At 42.6% G+C, this 22,908-nt stretch carries 21 protein-coding genes, 1 pseudogene and 1 riboswitch; of the genes and pseudogenes, 2 read left to right on the top strand and 20 right to left on the bottom strand.

Annotation, left to right across the window (positions count from 1 at the left end; all coding sequences use genetic code 11):
- Window positions 1–10: 10 nt before the first annotated feature.
- From K358_RS0110775 to cyoA, 7 genes are all read right to left on the bottom strand, one after another.
- Entirely contained in the window at window positions 11–1,777 is a 1,767-nt protein-coding gene (locus K358_RS0110775; RefSeq protein ID WP_027696827.1) for a SulP family inorganic anion transporter, read from the bottom strand.
- 120 nt (window positions 1,778–1,897) lie between these two features.
- Window positions 1,898–2,569 carry a 2OG-Fe(II) oxygenase gene (locus tag K358_RS0110770; protein WP_027696826.1) on the bottom strand — a complete coding sequence of 224 codons (672 nt, stop codon included), beginning with the start codon at window positions 2,567–2,569 and terminating at the stop codon, window positions 1,898–1,900.
- A 468-nt stretch (window positions 2,570–3,037) separates the two neighbouring features.
- Window positions 3,038–3,907: a heme o synthase gene (gene cyoE / locus K358_RS0110765; protein WP_027696825.1), complete on the bottom strand. Its 870-nt coding sequence runs from the start codon at window positions 3,905–3,907 to the stop codon at window positions 3,038–3,040.
- A gap of 8 nt (window positions 3,908–3,915) precedes the next feature.
- Complete coding sequence (cyoD, locus tag K358_RS0110760; RefSeq protein ID WP_027696824.1) at window positions 3,916–4,242, bottom strand: cytochrome o ubiquinol oxidase subunit IV; 327 nt, start codon at window positions 4,240–4,242, stop codon at window positions 3,916–3,918.
- Window positions 4,242–4,853, bottom strand: coding sequence for a cytochrome o ubiquinol oxidase subunit III (gene cyoC / locus K358_RS0110755; RefSeq protein ID WP_027696823.1), 612 nt, complete (start codon window positions 4,851–4,853; stop codon window positions 4,242–4,244). Before cyoC ends, cyoD begins: the two co-directional genes overlap by 1 nt.
- Window positions 4,843–6,891 (bottom strand): cytochrome o ubiquinol oxidase subunit I, encoded by a 2,049-nt coding sequence (gene cyoB, locus K358_RS0110750; protein WP_027696822.1) that lies wholly within the window; start codon window positions 6,889–6,891, stop codon window positions 4,843–4,845. The genes cyoC and cyoB overlap by 11 nt, the downstream gene beginning before the upstream one ends.
- A 27-nt stretch (window positions 6,892–6,918) precedes the next feature.
- Window positions 6,919–7,836, bottom strand: coding sequence for a ubiquinol oxidase subunit II (cyoA, locus tag K358_RS0110745; protein ID WP_027696821.1), 918 nt, complete (start codon window positions 7,834–7,836; stop codon window positions 6,919–6,921).
- 830 nt (window positions 7,837–8,666) lie between these two features.
- On the opposite strand from cyoA, the gene K358_RS0110740 reads away from it, so the two are divergent.
- On the top strand, window positions 8,667–10,616 hold the full coding sequence (locus K358_RS0110740; RefSeq protein WP_027696820.1) for a BCCT family transporter: 1,950 nt from the start codon (window positions 8,667–8,669) through the stop codon (window positions 10,614–10,616).
- A 69-nt stretch (window positions 10,617–10,685) separates the two neighbouring features.
- Here K358_RS0110740 and fghA read toward each other — a convergent pair whose 3' ends face one another.
- A complete protein-coding gene (fghA, locus tag K358_RS0110735; protein WP_027696819.1) occupies window positions 10,686–11,534 on the bottom strand; it encodes an S-formylglutathione hydrolase in 849 nt (282 codons plus the stop codon).
- Window positions 11,535–11,724: 190 nt separating this feature from the next.
- Window positions 11,725–12,849, bottom strand: a complete 1,125-nt coding sequence (locus tag K358_RS0110730; protein ID WP_027696818.1) for an S-(hydroxymethyl)glutathione dehydrogenase/class III alcohol dehydrogenase — start codon at window positions 12,847–12,849, stop codon at window positions 11,725–11,727.
- A gap of 145 nt (window positions 12,850–12,994) precedes the next feature.
- On the opposite strand from K358_RS0110730, the gene K358_RS0110725 reads away from it, so the two are divergent.
- The gene (locus tag K358_RS0110725; RefSeq protein ID WP_027696817.1) at window positions 12,995–13,849 is read left to right on the top strand and encodes a LysR substrate-binding domain-containing protein; all 855 of its coding nucleotides are present in this window, start codon (window positions 12,995–12,997) and stop codon (window positions 13,847–13,849) included.
- 15 nt (window positions 13,850–13,864) lie between these two features.
- On the opposite strand, the gene K358_RS0110720 is transcribed toward K358_RS0110725, so the two are convergent.
- From K358_RS0110720 to K358_RS0110670, 11 genes and pseudogenes are all read right to left on the bottom strand, one after another.
- Window positions 13,865–14,695 carry an ion transporter gene (locus tag K358_RS0110720; RefSeq protein ID WP_051241282.1) on the bottom strand — a complete coding sequence of 277 codons (831 nt, stop codon included), beginning with the start codon at window positions 14,693–14,695 and terminating at the stop codon, window positions 13,865–13,867.
- Window positions 14,696–14,845: 150 nt separating this feature from the next.
- On the bottom strand, window positions 14,846–15,460 hold the full coding sequence (gene thiE / locus K358_RS0110715) for a thiamine phosphate synthase (RefSeq protein ID WP_027696815.1): 615 nt from the start codon (window positions 15,458–15,460) through the stop codon (window positions 14,846–14,848).
- 14 nt (window positions 15,461–15,474) lie between these two features.
- The gene (gene thiM / locus K358_RS0110710) at window positions 15,475–16,269 is read right to left on the bottom strand and encodes a hydroxyethylthiazole kinase (protein WP_027696814.1); all 795 of its coding nucleotides are present in this window, start codon (window positions 16,267–16,269) and stop codon (window positions 15,475–15,477) included.
- 17 nt (window positions 16,270–16,286) lie between these two features.
- On the bottom strand, window positions 16,287–16,949 hold the full coding sequence (gene tenA / locus K358_RS0110705) for a thiaminase II (protein WP_027696813.1): 663 nt from the start codon (window positions 16,947–16,949) through the stop codon (window positions 16,287–16,289).
- Window positions 16,950–17,137: 188 nt separating this feature from the next.
- The gene (locus K358_RS0110700; RefSeq protein ID WP_027696812.1) at window positions 17,138–18,085 is read right to left on the bottom strand and encodes an ABC transporter substrate-binding protein; all 948 of its coding nucleotides are present in this window, start codon (window positions 18,083–18,085) and stop codon (window positions 17,138–17,140) included.
- A gap of 124 nt (window positions 18,086–18,209) precedes the next feature.
- A pseudogene (locus tag K358_RS0110695) lies at window positions 18,210–18,944 on the bottom strand (ABC transporter permease); the annotation flags it as partial.
- A 58-nt stretch (window positions 18,945–19,002) separates the two neighbouring features.
- Window positions 19,003–19,761 carry an ABC transporter ATP-binding protein gene (locus K358_RS0110690; protein WP_027696810.1) on the bottom strand — a complete coding sequence of 253 codons (759 nt, stop codon included), beginning with the start codon at window positions 19,759–19,761 and terminating at the stop codon, window positions 19,003–19,005.
- A 34-nt stretch (window positions 19,762–19,795) separates the two neighbouring features.
- Window positions 19,796–19,957 (bottom strand): hypothetical protein, encoded by a 162-nt coding sequence (locus K358_RS19260; protein WP_156888720.1) that lies wholly within the window; start codon window positions 19,955–19,957, stop codon window positions 19,796–19,798.
- Between the two features lie 97 nt (window positions 19,958–20,054).
- Window positions 20,055–20,154, bottom strand: a riboswitch (TPP riboswitch).
- A gap of 433 nt (window positions 20,155–20,587) precedes the next feature.
- Entirely contained in the window at window positions 20,588–21,820 is a 1,233-nt protein-coding gene (locus K358_RS0110680) for a multidrug effflux MFS transporter (protein WP_027696809.1), read from the bottom strand.
- Window positions 21,821–21,907: 87 nt separating this feature from the next.
- Window positions 21,908–22,525, bottom strand: a complete 618-nt coding sequence (locus tag K358_RS0110675; protein ID WP_038150104.1) for a GNAT family N-acetyltransferase — start codon at window positions 22,523–22,525, stop codon at window positions 21,908–21,910.
- A gap of 25 nt (window positions 22,526–22,550) precedes the next feature.
- On the bottom strand, window positions 22,551–22,883 hold the full coding sequence (locus K358_RS0110670; protein WP_027696807.1) for a MoaF-related domain-containing protein: 333 nt from the start codon (window positions 22,881–22,883) through the stop codon (window positions 22,551–22,553).
- Window positions 22,884–22,908 lie beyond the last annotated feature (25 nt).

Here is a 22,908-nt window from a genome sequence, read left to right as displayed (position 1 = left end):
GAGCATAAAGCTATACTTCAGGCTGAGCATGCTCCCGCTCTTCCGATAACTTCTCTTTCTTCACTTCAGGAATATGCCCTTCGCTCACCGCCTCTTGATAACAACCGCTCATCTTAATGGCGAGGTACATATCGGCGCGGATCCGAATACCGCCTTCCCCTACTTTAACGCCAGCTAAATCACACCATTGCTTTAAGCGTCGTTTATGACCAGCCAGTACTAGGCGAATACCACGTTTTTTTAAGATTGCTTGAACGTCATTAATCACCGCCATCACAGTGAGATCCAAATGTGTGAAGCTGGCCACCGCATCAATAATCACATATTTGACGTCGTTCGATCCGGCCTCGGCCACTTTGTGTAATAAACGACGTTTAAAGTGCGCGGCATTAAAATAAGTGAGTGGGGAGTTAAAACGATAAATCACTAAGCCGGGAATGGCTTTCGCCTTACCTGATTTACCTAAACTTCTCACCGTACCTTTGGTATCGATACCCAACACTTGATCGGTTGGACGCATCACAATACGCAAGAACTGGAATAAACCGAGCAATACCGCCAAGGTGATACCCGGAATAACACCAATCACCAACACGGCAATAAAAGTAATACTGGATAGATAGAAGGCGTCTTTATCTCGCTTACGTAGTCCCCAAATTCCTTTTAAATCAATCAAAGAAATGGAAGCCACAATCAAGACAACACCTAACGCTGCCACAGGAATGAATTGCAATGGCTGATAGGCAACCACCGCCACAATGGCAATGATAACCGCAGAAATTATCGAAACCAGCTGAGTTTTACCACCATTAGCATCATTGACCGCCGTTCGAGAGCTGGTGCCACTAACCACAAAACCTTGTGAAAATGCCGAGGCAATATTAATCATACCAAGCGCGCGGAACTCTTTATCGGCATCAATATCATAACCATTTTTAGCAGCAAAACTACGTACGGTGAGCATCATACTCACAAAGCTCACCATGGCTAAGTTAAGCGCAGGCATCACAAGCTCACGACTTAAACCAATATCAAACTCTGGTGCTTGAAAAACAGGTAGACCACCATCGACCATACCGACAATACCAACGCCAACCGATTGAAAATCGCCGAGCCAAACAAAAAGACTCGCGATAATAATGGCAAGCATTGCCGCAGGCCACGTTGGACGTAACTTTTTACAACAGAGGTAGATCCCAATCGTCACCGCACTAACCAACAGAGTTTGCCAGTGAATATTAACCAATTGCGAAGGTGCCTCCCATATCTGCTCAATGAGGTATGGTTGGTTATAGGTAATACCAAATACTTTAAAAAATTGACCAACGATAATGGTAATCGAGACACCATTTAATAAGCCTAATAAGATCGGGCCAGAGAGAAAATCGGCAAAGACACCCAACTTAAACTTGCTGGCAATTAAACACCACACGCCAGTCATGGCTGTCATGGTAATAACTAATTGCCAATGTTTTACCGCATCACCAGCAGCAAGTGGTGTTACAACTGCAGCAATGACTGCACAAGTTGCCGTATCTGGGCCAACAATAAGTTGTCGAGAAGTCCCCATGAAGGCATATACCAACATAGGCAACACACAAGAATACAACCCAACTATTGCACTTACCCCAGTTAATTCGGCATAAGCAATAGCAACCGGTAAGGCAACCGCCACCACAGAAAGCGCGGCTCGAAGATCATCACTAAGCCAAGCTTTTTCATAGTTTTTTAATTGAGATAAGCCGGGAAGCCACTCTTCGATCCATGCACTTTTCAACTCTAGACACCCTTCTTAGAATTCATCGTATAATCATATAACATATTAGATAATAAGGCTGTCAGGAGAGTATTTCTTTATAAGAATAAATTACTTAAGGTTAAAATAAACGCCAATCCCCTAACGTGGAGGATCGACCTTATTAATGCCAGAACCATTTACTCGAAACCAACCCGCTATTGAATAGCGATCACGGGTTGAAGGTAAAACCTCATGAGGGAAATCTTCACTCAAAAAGAGTGCAATCGTGCCAAAGCTCGGCGTCACTCTAACCAATTCCTCTCGCGTATCATCTTGATAAATAACCAACTCACCTTGGTGTTCTTTGGTCCAGCACGGATTTAAGTACACTACGAGGCTGAGGATACGATTAGATTCACCTTTAAAGGCATCTTTGTGGGTTTTATAAAAATCGCCCGGTGAATAATGCGCAAAATGACTTTCAAATGAGAATAGCCCTAAAAATAGATGTCGATTTAAATAGCGCTGTAATTCAGCCGACCAAGCAAGCCATGCCTTTCCTGCCAAGCTTTCACCATTAATCCAACACACCTCATCTTTGCGTACAAACTGGTTAAGCATCAGATTATCTTCACGCCCAATCCCTGCCCGCTTAAAATTATCATCAGGCATACTATGTACATGTTGATGCAGTTGATTTAATAAATCAGCAGAAAGTGCATTGGGGTGAATACTGTAACCTTGGTGAGCAATATTTTCGGCAATTGCATCAAATAGTGATTCATCAACCTGAGGTAAATGAATCACATCTTCAGTCAAAACAACGTTCATTTTTATCCTTAAAAAAATACACGCTGCCTCTCATCTCTAAGGGGGAATATAGAGAAAACTAAAGAGGTCAGAACGGCCGCTGAGTGTAGTGCGTGTTTGATTTTTAGGCGAGTGTTATTTATGCATATAAAAAAGAAATTACACATAAAAAAACACCAAGCTGGGGAGGCTTGGTGTTTTTCATTTTTACTAGCTAACTTGGAGTTTAACTAGATTTACACAGGGAGATACATCGCTATTCCAATTGAAACATTCTAAAGCTTAATACCTCAGTTCATTCCAGCGACGCTACATGTCGTGCAAACATTTATCGTGAGGTAGATGCAAAGCAACAAAGAAACAAAACATCTACAACACAACATCTTTTGTTACATTATGGGCACATTAATGAAAAATAAAACTATCATTTTTGCAATATAAATTTACCGGAAACGTTACTTCCAAAATTGGCATTTTTAGAAAAATAAACTACAAAAATGAAAGTGGAATTAACTCTAGACCTAGTACAGAACTAAACGCCATCACGACTAGTAATGAGGTTTTAAATACTGATTTAGACCATTGAATATAATTCGATTGATCCATGCTTCTAAAAGTGACTTTTGACCATGCGAAGCAAGATAATGCCGCCACCGCTAAATATTCATAACCTGTGTGCCCGAAGGCATATAAACCAAGCGCAACTAACGAGAACGCGGCCACGTAAGCCATCATATGTTGACGAGCACGCTGAATTCCTTTCACCACAGGTAGTACAGGAATGCCTGCTTCTTGGTAGTCTTGCATTCTGAACATCGCAATGGCATACGAGTGCGGCATTTGCCATAAGCAGAATAAACTAAACAACAATACCGCTTCAAAGCTGATGTAATTAGTCACCGCAAGGTAGCCGACCAATGGCGGAATCGCCCCCGATACACTGCCCACTAAAGTGCCGTATACCGAGGTGCGCTTGTACCACATGGTGTAAAAGAACACGTAAAACACATAACCTAATAACACCATTACTGCCGACAACGGATTAGCCATTTTATAAAGCAATCCAGTACCTGCCAGTAACATCACCAAGGCGTAAAGAAAGGCATGATCGACCTTGATTCCACCTTTCACCATGGTGCGGTTTTGAGTACGTGACATTTTAAAATCGATATCACGATCAAAAATGTTATTAATCACACAGCCAGAGGCAATGACTAACGCCACGCCTAACATTGTGAATAATAGTAAACTCAATGTGGCAGGCTCTGATTTAGCCGCTAGAAAGTAGCCAGCTAAAACAGAGATCAAATTGCCAACAATAATGCCGGGTTTGGTTATCGATAGGTATTCTTTCAACATTATCAGACCTACATCATCATATTGTGGTTCAAGTTCCACATGATCCAGATTGAACCTGCGATGACGATGAAAACGATCACGGAAGTAAACGCAAAAGACAGCGCGTTAAATCGGCCTTTCTCTGAGCTATCCATGTGTAAGAAATACACTAGATGCACCAATAATTGCAGCACTGCGGTTATGATCAAAATTTCAATCGTTGCTTCACGCGACAACACGCCAGTATAAGCAAAGTAAAATGGAATAATGGTCAACACCAATGAAGCGATAAAGCCAATAATGTAACCTTTAGCACCTGAATCTTGATGATCTTTTGATACAGCTGAATTTGACATTAGATCACTCCTAGTAAATACACGATAGTGAATACACAGATCCAAACGATATCTAAGAAGTGCCAGAATAAACTTAAGCAGTAAAAACGGCCTTTCATTAAATCATTCAAACCTTTGGTGCTTAATTGGAAGTAACAAACTGCTAACCAAATTAAGCCAAAAGTCACGTGTAATCCGTGCGTGCCAACTAAAACAAAGAATGCCGATAAAAACGCACTACGCTGCGGTCCAAAACCTTCTGCAATCAAATGATGGAACTCATACACTTCCATCGCGATAAAGCCTAAGCCAAGTAAAGCGGTGATTAATAACCAACGTTTTAAACCAGCCACATCTTCACGCTTCATTGCAATGATGCCAAAACCAAAGGTGATACTACTTAAAAGCAGCAACATGGTTTCAACAAACACAAATGGCAATTCAAAAATATCTTTACCTGTTGGACCACCCGCAGTGGCATTGACTAGTACTGCATAAGTGGCAAATAACGAGCCAAATAAAATGCAGTCACTCATCAGGTAAATCCAGAAGCCATATTGCTTCATTTCATTTGCGTCATGATGATCGTGATCATCATGATGACCATGCTCAACCGCAGTATTAGCGTGCATAATCAACCTCCATATCTTCATCATCCGCGGGTGTATTCGTTTGCTGAGCTTTTGCTTTGCGAAGCTGCTCTTTATTGGCTTGCTCAATCGCTTTAATTTCTTCAACCGATACGTAGTAATCACGGTCTTCATTAAAGCTGTGAACAATCGACGTCACGATAATGCCAACGAAACCAACGGCGGCTAACCACCACATGTACCAAATCATGGCGAAACCAAAGATCAGGGCAAAACCAGAGATAACCATCCCTGTTGCGGTATTTTTTGGCATATGAATTGGAGAATACTCTTCCTTCTCAGCCAATGTTGCTTCTACGCCAGCTTCACCACGTTGCTTTTGATACCAGAAAGCATCAATTTCATCGCCTTTCGGGATTTTGGCAAAGTTATAAAATGGCGGAGGTGATGAGGTTGACCACTCAAGAGTACGAGCATCCCACGGGTCACCCGTTAGATCGCGGTTTTGTTCACGGTCACGCACACTGACAATAAATTGAGTGGCTTGACATAAAACGCCACAGAAAATAATGAAAGTACCAAACGCTGCAGTTGCTAATAGCGGGAAGTATTCAGGATCAATGTGCTGGCTCAAACGACGAGTCATACCCATAAAGCCCAGTGCGTATAGTGGAATAAAGGCAAATAAGAAACCAATAATCCAACACCAGAATGCACGTTTACCCCAGGTTTCGTTCAAGGTAAAACCGGTCGCTTTCGGGAACCAGTAAGTCACACCAGCAAAACAACCAAATACCACACCACCGATAATCACATTATGGAAGTGAGCAATCAGGAATAAACTGTTGTGCAATACAAAGTCTGCTCCGGGAACGGCCATCAATACCCCTGTCATACCACCAACGGTAAAGGTGATAAGGAAGCCAATGGTCCAAAGCATTGGAGAGCTAAACTCAACGCGACCACGGTACATGGTAAATAACCAGTTGAAGATCTTAACTCCAGTTGGAATGGAGATAATCATGGTAGCAATACCAAAGAAGGCGTTTACATTGGCGCCCGATCCCATAGTAAAGAAGTGATGCAACCAAACCACAAAGGCCAAGATAGTGATCACAACCGTTGCCCACACTAATGAGGTATAACCAAACAATTTCTTACGAGAGAAGGTCGCGACTACCTCTGAATACACACCGAATATCGGCAGTACTAAGATGTAAACTTCCGGATGTCCCCATGCCCAGATAAGATTGACGTACATCATCATGTTGCCGCCCATATCATTGGTAAAGAAATGGGTACCGATGTAACGATCAAGCGTCAATAACGCAATCGTCACCGTCAAAATAGGGAACGAGATAATGATTAAGATATTGGCGCACAATGAAGCCCAAGTGAACACCGGCATCTTCATCATTGGCATCGATGGCGTACGCATACGCATGATGGTAGTGAAGAAGTTCACCCCAGATAACGTGGTACCTACACCGGATATTTGCAGCGCCCAAATCCAGTAATCAACCCCGGTTCCAGGACTCGCTTGAATGCCAGATAAAGGCGGATACGCTAACCAACCCGTACGGGCAAATTCACCTACCCCTAAAGAAACGTTGGTTAAGATCACACCCACGACGAACAACCAGAAACTCAAGTTATTCAAATATGGGAATGCCACATCACGCGCACCAATTTGCAGTGGTACGACGATGTTCATTAAACCAATGATCATCGGCATCGCCACAAAGAAAATCATGATCACGCCGTGAGCACTGAAGATTTGGTCATAGTGCTCAGGTGGTAAATAGCCGGCATCTCCTGCTGAAGAAAGCAACTGCTGACTACGCATCATGACTGCATCCGAGAAACCTCGAATCAGCATAATTAATGCCACCGCGATATACATAAAACCAATTTTCTTATGGTCGATAGAAGTGAACCACTCCGACCATAAATATTGCCATTTACCGTAATAAGTAATGGCTGAAACTAACGCAAGCCCGACCAACGCGATAACGGCCAATGTCACCACAATAATGGGTTCATGGTATGGCACGCTGTCGAGGGAAAGTCTTCCAAATATACTTCCAAACATAGTATTTCCTACCCTTTAATTTTGTGCCATGTCCATAGAGTGCCCTTTACTCATCTTTTCATCTGATGAGTTCAGAGAACCTTTGTACTGCTTCACCACATCGGCAAACAAATGCTCAGGAACACTGGAGTAATAAGTCACCGGTACGTTTTCACTTGGTTTAGCAAGCTGACGATAGCCCTCAAAATCATTCATCACTAAAGCATTTTTATTGGCTTTAACGCTGTTTACCCAGTCATTAAATTGCTCAGGAGTGTCCGTAACATGGGCAGTAAATTTCATCCCAGAGAAACCTTCACCACTATAGCTAGCGGAGATGCCTTTGTAGTCATTCGCTTCATTAGCCATTAAGTGGACACTGGTCATCATGCCCGGCATCGCATAGATCTGACTGCCAAGACGAGGAATAAAGAAAGAGTTCATGATGTTGTCTGAAGTGACTTTAAACTTAATCGGAACATCTTTAGGGAAAGCCACGTAATTGACTGTCGCAATATGTTGGTCAGGGTAGATAAACAACCATTTCCAATCCAAAGAAACGACTTCAATGGTCATATGATCAACATCACTCACTAACGGTTTAGATTGCTCTAACTCGTGAGTAGTGCGCCAAGTGATCGTACCTAAAATGGCAATAATAATAATAGGAACCGTCCATACCACTATTTCAATCTTGGTTGAATGAGCCCATTCTGGATCGTATTTTTCATCGGTATTGCTCGCGCGATACTTATATGAAAAAAACACAGTCATTAAGATCACGGGGATAACAACAATCAACATCAGCAATAGTGCCGTGATGATCAGTTCTTTTTCTTGAATGCCTATGACCCCTTTAGGATCAAGCAAAGCAGATTTGCATCCTGACAAGAGTAGAGCTGCAATAAACATCCCTCCTCTCACCAAGATACTTCTATATCTTGAGGCTTCCATTCTAATTCTCGATGTTTAAGGGTTGCTGTCACATTGTGGATATAAACGAAACAACCAAGTGGTAAACAACGCAGCTTTATTAACCAATCACCGCATTTAGCGACTTGTTAGCTAACATTTACTGCTTTTTTTTAATTTATTGCTTCAAGTGCATATCGCCCAAACTTAAGAGCACAAAATACACACACTTAAAAAACAACAAACCACACCAAATAAAATTAAAATATTACATTTAAAAATATTCAGTTACATTTAGACCATTATGCTTACATAAGCACAACAACTCACCATGCAAAAATGAAAACTAACTTTCCACAAAGAGAAGGTCCGCAAGATAACTGAGCCTATTTTGTCCGATATCAAAACGTGTAGAGAACAATCTAAGGAAGAAAAAACCAGAAAGTAATCAAATGAAAGACAGTCAACATTAACCAAATTTAGCAACAGTAAGGCAATAAATCATGAATTTTAACGACAAGATCTATCAATAAACCTTTAATACTGATAAACAAAACAAAGAAAAGAGTTCGCGAGTGGTCACTGAAAAATAGAGGGGCAAGCGTGTTTTTTACGCTAGATGAAAATTAACAATTGGTACTACTAACGAATAAAAAACACCAAAAAAAATTAAAAACATTCATTGCATCAATAACAAAAAGCGCAACTTAACTAGCATAAATACTTTAAAAATTAAACTGTTATCTACATTCAATTTATTCGACTTTGGTTTTAGTTTTCTATATAAAGAATGTTATTTTCATGTAAACACACAAATATATTGTGGCTTTATACTGTTAATGGATTGCTGTATTTTGCTTAGGAGTTAGCTAATGAACACGCAAAAAAATTCTTTTTCACTCATAGATAAACCCACCTTCTTTGGTGCAATTATCGTTCTTTTATGTGCCGTCATCCCTTTAATGATTTTCCCTGAAGAAGGGGAGAAATGGGTTGCACTGGCCAAAACATTTATGACAGATAAAGTTGGAGCGCTTTATCTTATTCTTGGCCTTGCCTCTTTTTTCTTTATGATTTACATCATTTTTTCAGACATTGGCCAAATCAAACTCGGTGATCCCGACGAAAAACCTGAATTCAAAACAGCATCTTGGGCTGCCATGCTATTTTGTGGTGGTATCGGTGCCAGTATTTTATATTGGGGTACTATCGAGTGGGCATTTTATTACCAAAACCCACCATTTCAATTAGCGCCAGGAAGTGAAGAAGCGGTCCGTTGGGCAGCAACTTATGGCATTTTCCACTGGGGCCCAATTGCTTGGTCTATTTACCTAGTACCTGCAATTCCAATTGCCTACTTCTTCTATGTTCGTAAACAACCTGTTTTAAAGGTTTCAGCAGCACTGATGCCTATCATTGGTGAAAAACGCGCTCAAGGCGGTTTAGGTAAAACCATCGACGTTATGTTTATCTTTGGTTTACTTGGCGGTGGTGCGACGACATTAGGCTTAGCCTCCCCACTGATCACCGAAGGTCTACACCACTTATTTGGCACACCGAAAACCACCGGTGTACAGCTAATGGTTTTATTAGTTTGTACTATGATCTTTGCTTATTCTGCTTATGCAGGTATGTCAAAAGGGATCCAATTACTCAGTAACATAAACTTCTGGGGTGCCTTAGCATTATTGATTTTCATCTTCGCAGTTGGACCAACGACCTTCTTACTTGAGACAGGTTTGGATTCTCTAGGAAGAATGCTATCAAACTTCTTTATCATGGCCTCTTGGGCTGAACCTTTTGGTGGTTACGGTTCATTTGAAAATACCCACTTCCCACAGGATTGGACTATTTTCTACTGGGCGTGGTGGCTTGTATTTGCACCAAGCATGGGCCTATTCATTGCTCGTATTTCTCGCGGCCGTACCATTAAACAAATGGTTGCAGGCTCAGTATTCTTTGGCTCTTTAGGTTGCTTCTTATTCTTCATGGTTCTAGGTAACTTTGGTTTATCACTTCAGTTATCAGGTCAACTAGATGTTATCAGCCTCCTAAATTCTCAAGGTACTACCGCGGCTATCTTTGCGATATTAGATCAACTGCCAATGAGCACTTTGGTTATCGTGGTCTTTACTGGTCTATGTATCATCTTTACTGCAACGACTTTTGACTCGATTTCTTACATCCTAGCTTCTGTTGTGCAAAATGATGTCACTGAAGAGCCAATGCGTTGGAACCGTTTATTCTGGGCATTTACTCTATCATTCATGCCATCGGTATTGATGTTCATGGGCGGTCTCGCGACACTACAAACCGCTTCGATTGTGGCTGGTATTCCATTGATTGCCATTTCAGCCATGTTAATGATGTCGACCGTTAAAGCTGCCAATTTCGATCTGGCAAACCAAGAAGGTTACGAAGATCCAGTGATCAACATTGAAGACTTACCAGATGTCGATCCTTGGTCAACGGAAGGTGTGGCTCTGGCGAAATTTGAAGAGCTAAAATCTACAGCGATTGAAGCTGCCGATGATGAGCGTCAAGCACTGAAAGCGATTTGGAAATTAAGAAAGCAAATCCGTGAAGAAGCCTTAACCTATGGTGATAATGGTCTTGAACTTGGTGATATTCCGGCTGAACTACAGAAACAGTTAGATACCCTCACAACTGAGGCGATGGCTGCGAAAGAAGTGAAACTTGCCGCCTCACAAGAAGCGCAAGAAGCTCGAATTGCTTTCAATGATCTAATCAAAGAAAAGCAAGAGCAAGAAGCTCAAAGTGACTCTACTCCACCAGCGGAAGTAGAAAAAGCAGCGAGTTAGTTAATATAGGCAACAATCGCTTAGATACGAAAAAGGGCAGATGATTCTGCCCTTTTTAATGCGCTAAATTTACTTCAAATACTGAGCATGAAACTTCAGGTGTTCATCAATGAAACTAGCGATAAAAAAGTAACTATGATCATAGCCATCGCGAAGATTAATCTCGAATGGGTAGTTCACATCGTTCGCCGCATTTTCTAAAAGTTGCGGTTTCAATTGCTCTTCTAAGAAATTATCCGCTAAACCTTGCTCTACTTTAATCGGAGGTAAATAAGCTTCATTACCTTTGATTTTTTTCATCAACTCCACCGCATCGTATTTGACCCACAATGCTTGATCGTCACCTAAATAAGCGGTGAGTGCTTTGTGCCCCCACGGACAATGCAGTGGGCTAACAATTGGGCTGAATGCTGAAATCGATTTGAACCTTGGAGCATTACGCAAACCAATCGTTAATGCGCCATGGCCGCCCATCGAGTGACCAGAAATCGCACGCTTATCGGTAACGGGAAAATGCGCTTCAATCAAAGCTGGCAGTTCATAAGCAATGTAGTCATACATTTGATAATGCTTAGCCCAAGGCTCTTGAGTTGCATTGAGATAAAACCCTGCCCCTTTGCCAAGATCATAAGCTTCATCATCCGCCACATCATCACCACGAGGGCTAGTATCTGGCGCAACAATCGCAATACCTAACTCCGCCGCCATACGTTGCGCACCGGCTTTCTGGACAAAATTCTCATCTGTACAAGTTAAACCTGATAACCAATACACCACCGGTACTTTATTCGACTCTAACGCTTGCGGTGGCAAAAAAATCGAAAAGCGCATCTTGCAATTAAGCACTTGTGACTCATGCTCAAATTGCTGTTGCTGCCCACCAAAACACTGATTTGAATTCAACTGTTTCATAAATATCCATCTGTTATTTTTACGTGTCTCGTGTCTCGTGTCTCGATAAAGAGCTTCCTAGCTACAATTCAATCTTCAAAGTAATTGAGCTTACAGCTAGGCGACAAGTAAGCGAAGCCCCATGAGCATAGCTCGTCTATGTGATTGGGGTGAGTGCACGCAGTCAACAACGCTGTAAGTTCAAGTACGAAGAAGATTAGTAATGAATAACACTGCGGATACTTTTACCCTCATGCATCAAATCAAATGCCTCATTAATATCTTCTAAGCCCATAGTATGAGTAATAAAGTCATTCAACTTAAACTCACCTTTCATATAACGTTCTACGTAATCGGGTAGTTGTGAACGACCTTTTACGCCGCCAAATGCAGAACCTTTCCATACGCGTCCAGTAACGAGTTGGAACGGACGAGTTGAGATTTCTTGCCCGGCACCGGCAACACCAATGATGATCGACTCACCCCAACCTTTGTGACAACACTCAAGCGCTGAACGCATTAGGTGTACATTGCCGACACACTCAAATGAGTAGTCAACGCCGCCATCGGTCATTTCAACGATCACTTCTTGAATTGGCTTATCGAAATCTTTTGGATTCACCACGTCAGTTGCGCCGAGTTTTTTAGCCAGATCGAATTTTGATTCATTGATATCAATGGCAATGATTCGGCCCGCTTTTGCCATGGTCGATCCAATGATCGCAGATAGACCAATGCCACCAAGACCAAAGATAGCCACTGTATCACCCGGCTGAACTTTTGCGGTATTGGTTACGGCGCCCATGCCTGTCGTTACGCCACAGCCAAGTAGGCAGACTTCTTTTAAATCCGCTTCTGGATTAATTTTCGCTAACGACACTTCCGGTAGAACCGTGTATTCAGAGAACGTTGAAGTGCCCATGTAATGATAAATCGGCTCACCATTAATAGAAAAACGAGTGGTACCATCAGGCATTAAACCTTTTCCTTGCGTTTCACGAACTGAAGAACACAAGTTGGTTTTGCCTGAAGTACAGAATTTACATTCGCCACATTCTGCGGTGTATAACGGGATAACATGATCGCCTACTTGAACCGAAGTAACCCCTTCACCAACAGACTCAACAATGCCGCCACCTTCATGGCCTAAAATGGCTGGAAATACACCTTCTGGATCATCACCCGATAAGGTAAATGAATCGGTATGACAAACACCAGTGGCAATAATTTTCACGCGCACTTCACCTGCTTGCGGAGGCATTACATCAACGGTTTCCATCTTTAAAGGCTCACCGGCTTTCCACGCTACGGCTGCGCGTGACTTAATTACTTGTGCTGTCATTTCAATTCCTTATTTAGATGTTTTTTAATTGCTTTCAGTATAGTCAAGCTCACCTAAATGATAAGGATCTTATTTGCAAAACACTTTTACTAACAAGTAATAATAGATAGGATATAGTATCGATTGATACATATAGGTGATAAAGATGCAGTGGCAAGGAATATCGGAATTTGTGGCAGTCGCTGAAACCGGCAGCTTTACTTTGGCCGCCAAACACCTATCGGTATCGACCGCGCAAATCAGCCGTCAGGTGAATCAGTTAGAAAAACGCCTATCGGTAAAATTGTTTTATCGCACGACTCGTCAAGTTAAGCTCACCGACATTGGTCAGAATTACTTTGAACAATGTCAGGCTATTTTAGAGCAATTAAAAGAAGCCGAACTGTCCGTCACTAACCTCAATCATAGTCTGCAAGGTCAACTTAAAGTTTCGGTGCCAATCGCCTACGGTGAAAGTCATATTGCGCCGTTAATTAACGACTTCTGTTTGTTATATCCAGACTTGAATATCGAGCTTTGGCTAACCAATCAGTTAGTCGATCTTACCGAAGAAAAAGTCGATTTAGCGATCCGCTTAGGCGCGTTGGATGATTCGAGTATGATGGCGAAAAAATTACGTCCAAGGCAGCAATATCTCTGCGCTTCCCCCAAATACTTACGCCAACATGGTCATCCAGAATCACTTAACGATCTCAAGCATCATAATTGCCTAGTGGGAACCCTAGACTATTGGCGCTTTCATAATAAGAAGTTAACCGTAAATGGCTCATTAAAGTGCAACAATGGTTATGCATTACTTGATGCAGCGCTCAAAGGGATTGGCATTGTTCAGCTTCCCGACTACTACGTAGAAAGTTATCTAGAGTCAGGCCAATTAGTCGCAATATTGTCCCACCTACAAACAAAAAATGATGGTGTGTGGGCGGTCTACCCTCACAACCATCATTTATCGACTAAAGTTCGTTTACTGCTCGATTATCTAGATAAGCATTTAAATTAACTAGGACTTTTTTATTTATTTCGGCTTATTCATCTCGGTAAGCGTCGCTTGCAGTTGATCGAGTTTTTGATGCAGCGCTTGCATTTCTTGTGAAGTCGCCATGGTATCGGCATCAGGATTTTGCTCTTCGCGTAGTTGCTTATGTTCTTCTGACATCACTTCCAAAATAGTACCGACCATCATATTTAAGAAAATGAACGCGGTAAGGAAGATGAAAGTTAGGTAGTAAATCCAACTCAATGAATAGACTTCCATGGTTTCATACATCACATCGGTCCAATCCTCAAAGGTCGCCACTCGGAACAAGGTTAGCATTGAGATCGATACATCACCCCACAAGGTTGGGTTAATGTGAGCGAACAACATGCTGCCGATTGCGGCGTAAATGTAGAAGATCACAAACATCAATAATCCGATATACCCCATTTGAGGAATCGCTTTTATCAATGCATTTACCAGTACCCGTAACTCCGGCACCATAGAAACCAGACGCAACACACGGAAGATACGTAGTAGCCTAGCAATAAGGATGGTCGAGCCAGCCGCTGGGTATAAGCTACCGATAACAATAATGGTATCAAACACATTCCAACCCTTTTTAAAGAAAGAGCGAATGCCATCACTAGCAAGATAGCGGATCACTAATTCAACTAAAAAGAATACCGTGATCGCGATATCCATGATGTTGAGTGCCGACTCAATCGTTGATGGTAAAGAGTAGGTGTGAGCCCCTACGGTCAACGCTGAAATGATGATCACTGCAATCACAAACCATTGGAATTTTTTGCTTTGATCGATGCGTTTGAAAGCTCGCTGAAAGTGCGAAAAGGTAGATGTTTGTTCCAAGAATTTATCCCTTAATATATACCCAAGTAACTTCAAGATGCGAGTTACTTAGGTATAGTTTTATTAACTCACATCATAATAAGTGGATTCTTAGTATAACAAAGTGAATAGACGTAACAGAGTATTACCTGCACGTCTATTCAATGACAGTTAGCTCATTAAGCCTAACAAGTATTTGGTCGCCGCTTGTGGATCTTGTGCATGACAAATCGCTGAAACCAAAGCCAAACCATGCACGCCCGTTGCCATTAATGCAGGAATATTGCTTGGGTTAATGCCGCCAATCCCGACAATCGGTAACGAGGTGGTATTCAACGCCTTTTGCAAACCTTCAATGCCCCAATGATTTTTCGTATTGGTTTTGGTGGGGGTGGTAAAAATGGCGCTTAAACCAATGTAGTCAATTGGCAACGTATCGGCTTGTGCAAGTTGTTGTTCGTTTTCAATCGACAAGCCAAGGATCTTATCTGGGCCAATTAACCGACGAGCGATGTCAGCAGGCATATCCGACTGACCGAGGTGAACGCCATCGGCATCAATCGCCAGCGCAACATCCACTCGGTCATTGATAATTAAAGGAACGCCACTGCCTGCTAAAATATCTTTGACTGCTTGTGCCCGTTCAATAAAGGCACGCACATCACCATGCTTTTCGCGTACTTGCACCATAGTAACGCCACCTAATACTGCTTCACTAACCACATGTTTCAGTGTATCTAAATCTTGCTTGTCATCGGTGACTAAATACAAGCGATAAGCGTTCATTTTTGTTTCCTCAATTATTCAACAATGTTTAACTTAAGACGTTGAGCCAATGTGTTTTCATCTAGTTGATATAACTCATCTAGCAATGTCATTTGCAGGCTACCCGGACCACGTGTTTGTTCTGCCGCGATCTCTCCCACCACACCAAGCACCGCTGTGGCAGCTAAACCAGAATCATCACCGACAGCGGCAAAGGCTCCGGTCAAAGCACTAAGCGTACACCCCATCCCTGTTACGCATGGCATCATTGAGTGGCCATTGTTGAGTTTTACGGTTTGCAACTTGGTCACTATGTAGTCGGTTTCACCGGAGATCACCACACTCGCACCATACTCATTAACCAAGAAACTGGCTGCGCTTAATGCCGCATCACTACTATCTAGAGCATCTACGCCTTTGCTTTGCGGTTGTTCACCGGCTAATGCAATAATCTCAGAAGCGTTGCCACGAATGATCAACTTATTGGCTAACTGAGCAATTTGACGTGAAGTGTTGGTGCGTAACTGACAGGCACCACAACCCACAGGATCAAGCACCACTACTTTGTTATGAAGGTTGGCTTGTTCTACTGCATAAGTCATTCGCTCAGCCCAAGCACTATCAAGCGTACCGATATTGACCACCAGAGCACCAGCAAATGACATCATCTCCGCCATTTCTTGTTTTGAATGCGCCATGATGGGAGAGGCACCAATTGCCAATAACGCATTAGCCGTATTATTCATCACCACATAGTTAGTAATATTGACCACCAATGGCTTTTGCTCACGTAGCGCGGTTAATGCTTGAGTAATTTGTTCGATTAACATATTCATTCTACAACTTCCTATTGAGCATTTAGACCTTGTTGCCAAAAGGCGATTTCCATACGCGTAGCTGTTTTAAAAACCTGAATGAGATTCTGACCACGCTGACTATTGATATCAATTTCAGCTAACAGTTGATTAAAGTGTTCCGCACCACTTGCCACACCAGACTGAAACTCTTCGCCACCGTATAAATTTATCCATGCCGCGTAAGGGTTGCCTTCAATTACGGTGTTTTCATCTTCCATCAGCATCTTACCAATCACCGCATAACCAATCGAACAAGGCGCTAAAGCAGCGTAAAGATCGACCAGATCGCCCGTCATGCCAGCATCAAGCACATAACGGGTGTAGGCAACGGTGCCAAAATCTTCTGGCTCATTTTCCAAGTCACTTTCGGTTAATCCCCACTGGCCGCAATACGTCACATGATGCGACAATTCACAATCAAGTAAACCTTGTACCGTCGGTAGAGCGCGGCGCATATCATCCAAAGTACGGGCTTTGTAAATCGCCAGTGCGTAAGCTCGTGCATACTGTTTTAAGAATAAAAAATCTTGCTTTAAATAATGTAAAAAACAAGGTTGAGCCAGAGTACCTTTTGCTAATTGCTCAACAAAAGCATGTTCAGTGTATTGCTGCCAATCTTGCTGACAAGCGTTAATCAAATCTTGGTATTTCATAATGTGGTTCTCTCAAATTGGTGATATATACCCGTCGAACTTGAAGCTGCAGCTTTGTTGACGGCGTTCATTCGCCCCAATCACATAGGCAGGGTCTCATTCACTTGTCGCCTCACTGCAACTCCAATTACTTTGGGTATAGGATTAATCAAATCCATAGTTAAAACCTTATAACTAAATCTCTTAGCTTAAAGGCTAGGTACGTAATCTTTCGCTTTTGGTAGCGTCTCGATAATTTTTTTATCAAACATAAACTTGGCGTAATCGTCATAACGTTTGAGATCGACCGCTGATGGACGCAGTGAAAATCGAGTTAAAGTATCTTTCCACGCACGATGATTAAGCTCGTTATCTAGCGTATCCGGTGCGTAGGCGACAAACTCTTTCCACGAGGTTTCTGGATGATTAACGATATAAGTCGTAGCTTGTTGTAATGCGGTATTGAAAGCTTGGATCATCTCTTTATCGTAGCTTTGGGCATTGGCAACAAACACCAACTCATCATAGGCAGGCACTCCATGTTCTTCAGGATAGAAAGATTTCGCTTTATAACCTTCTAGCGCTAATTGGTTGGTTTCAAAGTTACGTAGACCGCCCCAAATCGCATCCACCTTGCCAGAAGCTAATGAAGACGATAGCGCCCAACCAACATTGATCATTTGCACATCAGAAAGCTGAACCCCCTCTTGCGCTAACATAGTGCCAACCGTTGCATCTTCATTACCGGAAATCGAAATACCAATCTTTTTACCTTTTAGATCAGCAAGGTTTTCATTCTTTCCGTTATCCAGCACCATCAAGGTATTAAGCGGTGTGGCGACAAGGGTTGCCGAGCGAATTAAAGGCAAACCTGCTGCCACGTCAATGGTTAGACTAGGTTGATATGAAATCGCCATATCGACCTTGCCTGCTGCAACCAACTTGGCCGGAGTACTAGGATCAGCTGGCTCTTGAATATTGACTGTTAAGCCCTGTTGTTTGAAATAGCCCCGCTCTTTAGCAATCACAATTGGGCCATGATTTGGATTGACGAACCAATCCAGCATTAAGGTCATTTCTTTGTCTGCGGCAAGCGCGTTAGTCGAAATAAGCGAGGTAACTAAAGTGACAGCACTGAGCAATTTGTTTATTTTCACGAATCATTCCTTATTAAATTGTCCTGTTGGTTTACGATTTACTAGGCACTGTTGACCTTTCGATTATTGGGGAGCGTTATTTACTTTCCCAAGAGCCTAATCATTTGGTTTCCCAAGGGGCTAATTATTTGCTCTCCCAAGGAATAGCAGCTTTCAATAATTTATCGGTGATGAAATACAGGGCGATCGATAGCATTGCCAAAATAAATAACGCGGCAAACATTTCATCGATAATCATCCGAGCGTTAGCTTGTAACATCAGATAGCCCAAGCCTTCACTGGATCCGACCCACTCCCCCACGACGGCTCCAATCGGCGCGATCACTACCGCGACACGAATCCCTGAAGCTAAGGTTGGTAAGGCTGCCGGTAGTTGAATATGACGTAACAACTGCCACTTAGAAGCGCCCATGGTTTTGGCGAGATCAAGGTAACCCGTTGGGGTATTACGTAGTCCGTCATAACAACAAGTCGTCACCGGGAAGAATATAATGATGGCCGCCATCACCACTTTCGATGCAATGCCATAACCGAGCCAAAGCATCAACACTGGCGCGATGGCAAATACTGGGATCGCCTGGCTGGCAATAAGAATCGGCAATAGCCAGCGCTTGAGCGGTTCAAACATCAACATTTGTAAGGCGAACAGCAAACCCATCGATAAACCAAGCGCAAGACCTAGCAAAATTTCCTGCGCAGTTACCCAAGAGTGTTTAAGTAATACATCATATCGAGTGAGTAATTTATCCAACACATCGACTGGTGCAGGCAAAATAAAGCTAGGCATATCAAACATCACCACAACCAACTGCCATACGCCGAGTATCACCACAACCGTGACTAACAGACGTAGCGCAGGATGCGTCACACGCTCTTTTTGAGTCACTCGGCGAGAAAGCGATTGGTATTGAGTCATCTCACTCATAGTCTTTCTCCAATTGCTGCAAAATGGCTTGTTGTAACGCGGCGCATTCACCATCCAGTACTCGGGGAGTCGGCGATTCTGGCACCGCAAGAGATTGCGCTTTGGCTGGTGTTCCTTGCAGTACATACAGCTGATTGGCTAGTCGGACGGCTTCTTGTGGATCATGGGTGATCAAAACCACGGTTTTCTCTTTCAATAACTCGGCTGACAAAGTCTGTAATTTATGACGCGTCACTGCATCTAGCGCGGAGAAAGGTTCATCCATCAATACCACTGGCTTGTCTTGCATTAAGGTGCGAGCAAGCGCCACACGTTGCCTCATTCCACCTGAAAGTTGATCCGGTTTGGCATGGCAATAATCCACCAGCCCTACCTGCTGCAATAATGTGAGCGCGCGTTGCTGGTCTTGTTGCGCATCGCTTTGAGAATGATTAAATCGCGAACTTAAACAAACGTTATCCAACACATTGAGCCATGGCAGCAATAGGTCTTGCTGAGCCATATAAGCAATATGCTCAGTTAAAAGTAAGTTATCTGTGGTCGTCAGGTCGCCCTGCCACTCAACTTTGTCGGCTAATAAGCCCGCTAGATAACGAAGAATCGTGGTTTTTCCGCAACCACTTCGACCTAATAATACCGTCCATTGTCCAGCAGGGATCTGCATATTGATGCCTAAAAGCGTTGGAGTTTGGCTATCCTTATATTGCAAACAAGCGTTGGTAATTTGAATGCCGATGGTTTTAGCCGACATTGCTCTAGGAGACGTAGATTTAGTAGACATAGCTTCAGTAAACATAGTTAACGCCTAACTTTATCGCGATGGTATTAAGTGAGATGACCGATAAGTGATTTAAATCAACGCAGTAAGATCCTAAGATCACAGACGCATTAGGTTCTTTTGATGAAGATATTTTCTGAGGATTACGCTGTATTGAAGAATTAGCCATTACCACTCCTATTACCGACGCATAGGAACTGGCTTTGGCCATCATTTGGAAGGATCGAAGATCAGATTCGCAAAGATTGCCGAGATGATTCGGCGAGTGGCAAAGCGTTATAGTTCCCTACGTCAGTGCTAACTGAATCAGGTTCTACGGGTCTCGAATTTCGATCTCAGCCAATACTGGCTCCCCGACTATTACGCGCAAATCATAACAGGACATTTACATCAGTAATATGCTTTTTTGATAGTAACTCCTATTTAGAATTCATTTATGAGAACTAGATGCCCCGTTTGCTATCACTTATGGTCAAGCGAGAGCTATGACCAATGACGGACAAAAAAGTCCGCAATGCTCGTCGACGTGACAATAAAACAACACCAGGACACACTCTGCTCCTAAAACCGAAAAACCTTGGCCAAGTAATACGAATGCGCCCTTAATCATACCGAGTCAAATTAAGTGGAACTGACTCTTCTTTTTAAAACCCATAACATACTTTTGCCCCATTCCGTGTTTATGACTATTTCTCTAAAACGGGGAAGAACAATATTTGACCAAGTTTGTCTAATACCCGACATAAGACGAGTTAATCCTCGCCTTACTTGATTTGTAAGTACCTAACTTTATTTAAATTCAACCCTCTATTGTTCTTAAATTGGAAGGTTGTGGTCTGACATTTGGTGCAATGATACAAAGTAGGATGGTTATCGCTCCACAAATTGCAATTGTCGCAGGAAGCTGAACAATGCTAGTTGGCGTCAGGCTAACAATAAATCCGATAACGGCAGACAGAAGGTATTGTGCCATACCCATCATCGCAGACGTCACACCTGCGGGCGATATTGAAGCGTTCATGGTTAAGGCGACTAAGTTGCCGAATACAAGACCTAAACACGAAATAGTTAAACTAAGTAAAGCAGCATAACTGAGTAGTGAAGAGAGGGAAGACTCAACGACGACCAGCAATATGCCAGCGAACAGAGTATAACCGAGTGTACCAAGCATCATAATTTTGTGGGTTGATAAACCGCGCTTGATCAGTTGATTACTGATGGCACCACCAATAACAAGCCCTACAGAGTTGGCGGCAAATATTTGACTGTACTGAGTTGCACTTAATTTAAAATGTTCAATGAAGACAAAAGAAGAGCCACTGATATAAGAGAAAAAGGATCCAAGTACTAGACCACTTGCGATTGTATAAAGGACAAACCGTGGCTGTAGAAGTAACCCGCCATAGCCATGGATTATTGCTTTTATACTCAGTGATACTCGTTCTTCTACCGGTTGAGAGTTTGGTACCGTTTTAGTTCCCCATACTAAACCAAGCAACCCAAGTATTGCCATTACCCAGAAAATACTACTCCATTGCCAGTGAAGAAGCAGTACCCCACCGAGAATAGGGGCTACGATAGGCGCAACCATCATTACTTGCATCAGAATGGATTGCATACGTGCCGAATCTTCCAGATCATATAGATCATCAATAATCGCTCTCGGTGCGACCAAGCCTGCTGCTGCACCTAATGCTTGAATAAAGCGGGCAACTAGAAGCCATTCTATCGATGGTGAAAGAGCTGCAATAACAGAACCAGCAACAAAAATGCCGATACCAATCAGCAATGGGCTTTTACGGCCGAATCTGTCGAGCAAAGGCCCATAGATACCTTGTCCAATGGCCAAACCGGCTAAAAAGACAGCCAGTGTCTGCTGGACTTCACCTGATGATACTTGTAGTGCTTCTGCAATAGTTGGCATTGCGGGTAAATACAGATCAATAGCCATTGCATCTAACGCTGTTAGCAAAGCCAACAGTGTAACCAGCAACATACTCACGGGTTGAGATGAGTGAGTTTTAATTGTCATATAATGAATTCCTGTTTTGGTTTGGAGCTAGATACAGATAAATAATCAGGATGATGTTCATGATTAATCTATATCCGGTTGCAGGTTCTAAACGAGGGTTTTGATATAGGTGTAGTGTTCCACCTGAGGATCATAACTGTTAGTGCAGGTATCAATACGTTGATATCCATTTTTTTCGTAGTATTGATAGCTGCATTTATTGTCCGTGTGCAATGAGTAACCTTTCGCATTCATGTCTGATAAATAATGCTCAAATGAATTGACTAAGGAGGTCCCAATCTGGTGACGACGATAATTGTTGTCGACACAGAAAAACAATAGCTCACTGTCACAATCATGCTGCGGCATCTGACCAAACGATTTATGTTGTTGCTTCAGTTCTATAAGTACTTGTTGACCGGCAGCCGTTGTTTGTAGTGCCGCTTTAGCTTGTTTGACAATCCCTTTGTACTCAAACTCTACCGCTTTTTCACGAGTCAACTTGGTTGAGCCTAAGATAACTCCGCATATTTTTCCGTCGTGTTCTGCTATTTCCGTAAAAGTGCTGCGCATAAAGTCACCGGCAATAAATATGGTTGCTAGATATTCAAGAGCGTTGGTGTCTCTTACTGAAGTGAATACACTAAGATCCATATTGGCGGCGAACATCCCGGCAATCGTCTCAAAGTCTCGCTGAACGGCTTTACGGTAGTGAATATGCATCATTTTCAACCTGCTTTTGTTGTTTGGTTCAATTCAGAGTGGTTAACTTGCCTGTTTCGGCGATGATGTCTTTACCATCACGGATCAGGGAATGGATTTGACCTGAGCTGAAGTTAAGATGTTGCGTGACACCTAAACCACTTTCTTCTACCCAACTGACAAGGAATTGATTCACGGCTAAGTTTATAACTGTTGCCTGTTCGGTAACTTCTTCTCCGGCGGCCTTACCTGTCATTGATGGACCGTTGATCGATTTCCATACAATCGTCTTTTCATCCAGATATCGGTTTTCAAATGAAAAGTCAGGGTAGTCGATTTGGAATCTCAGCCCTGACAATTGAGTTAATTGGGGATTCATCATGCATCCTCTTTAAGAGAACCAGCCA

The sequence above is a fragment of the Vibrio litoralis DSM 17657 genome, from assembly GCF_000426765.1.
In the GTDB taxonomy this organism is placed as follows: domain Bacteria; phylum Pseudomonadota; class Gammaproteobacteria; order Enterobacterales; family Vibrionaceae; genus Vibrio; species Vibrio litoralis.
The sequence above is the reverse complement of the archived record's forward strand: the minus strand, read 5'-3'. Positions and strand labels throughout refer to the sequence as shown.

Excerpts from the sequence above, each read along its gene's own strand:
- K358_RS0110670 (WP_027696807.1), bottom strand. The coding sequence starts at position 22,883 with ATGATGAATCCCCAATTAACTCAATTGTCAGGGCTGAGATTCCAAATC.
- K358_RS0110675 (WP_038150104.1), bottom strand. The coding sequence starts at position 22,525 with ATGATGCATATTCACTACCGTAAAGCCGTTCAGCGAGACTTTGAGACG.
- cyoD (WP_027696824.1), bottom strand. The coding sequence starts at position 4,242 with ATGTCAAATTCAGCTGTATCAAAAGATCATCAAGATTCAGGTGCTAAA.
- K358_RS0110730 (WP_027696818.1), bottom strand. The coding sequence starts at position 12,849 with ATGACAGCACAAGTAATTAAGTCACGCGCAGCCGTAGCGTGGAAAGCC.
- K358_RS0110770 (WP_027696826.1), bottom strand. The coding sequence starts at position 2,569 with ATGAACGTTGTTTTGACTGAAGATGTGATTCATTTACCTCAGGTTGAT.
- K358_RS0110690 (WP_027696810.1), bottom strand. The coding sequence starts at position 19,761 with ATGTCGGCTAAAACCATCGGCATTCAAATTACCAACGCTTGTTTGCAA.
- K358_RS0110680 (WP_027696809.1), bottom strand. The coding sequence starts at position 21,820 with ATGACAATTAAAACTCACTCATCTCAACCCGTGAGTATGTTGCTGGTT.
- K358_RS0110740 (WP_027696820.1), top strand. The coding sequence starts at position 8,667 with ATGAACACGCAAAAAAATTCTTTTTCACTCATAGATAAACCCACCTTC.
- thiM (WP_027696814.1), bottom strand. The coding sequence starts at position 16,269 with ATGTTAATCGAACAAATTACTCAAGCATTAACCGCGCTACGTGAGCAA.
- K358_RS0110725 (WP_027696817.1), top strand. The coding sequence starts at position 12,995 with ATGCAGTGGCAAGGAATATCGGAATTTGTGGCAGTCGCTGAAACCGGC.
- tenA (WP_027696813.1), bottom strand. The coding sequence starts at position 16,949 with ATGAAATACCAAGATTTGATTAACGCTTGTCAGCAAGATTGGCAGCAA.
- cyoC (WP_027696823.1), bottom strand. The coding sequence starts at position 4,853 with ATGCACGCTAATACTGCGGTTGAGCATGGTCATCATGATGATCACGAT.
- K358_RS19260 (WP_156888720.1), bottom strand. The coding sequence starts at position 19,957 with ATGGCTAATTCTTCAATACAGCGTAATCCTCAGAAAATATCTTCATCA.
- cyoA (WP_027696821.1), bottom strand. The coding sequence starts at position 7,836 with ATGGAAGCCTCAAGATATAGAAGTATCTTGGTGAGAGGAGGGATGTTT.
- cyoE (WP_027696825.1), bottom strand. The coding sequence starts at position 3,907 with ATGTTGAAAGAATACCTATCGATAACCAAACCCGGCATTATTGTTGGC.
- thiE (WP_027696815.1), bottom strand. The coding sequence starts at position 15,460 with ATGAACGCTTATCGCTTGTATTTAGTCACCGATGACAAGCAAGATTTA.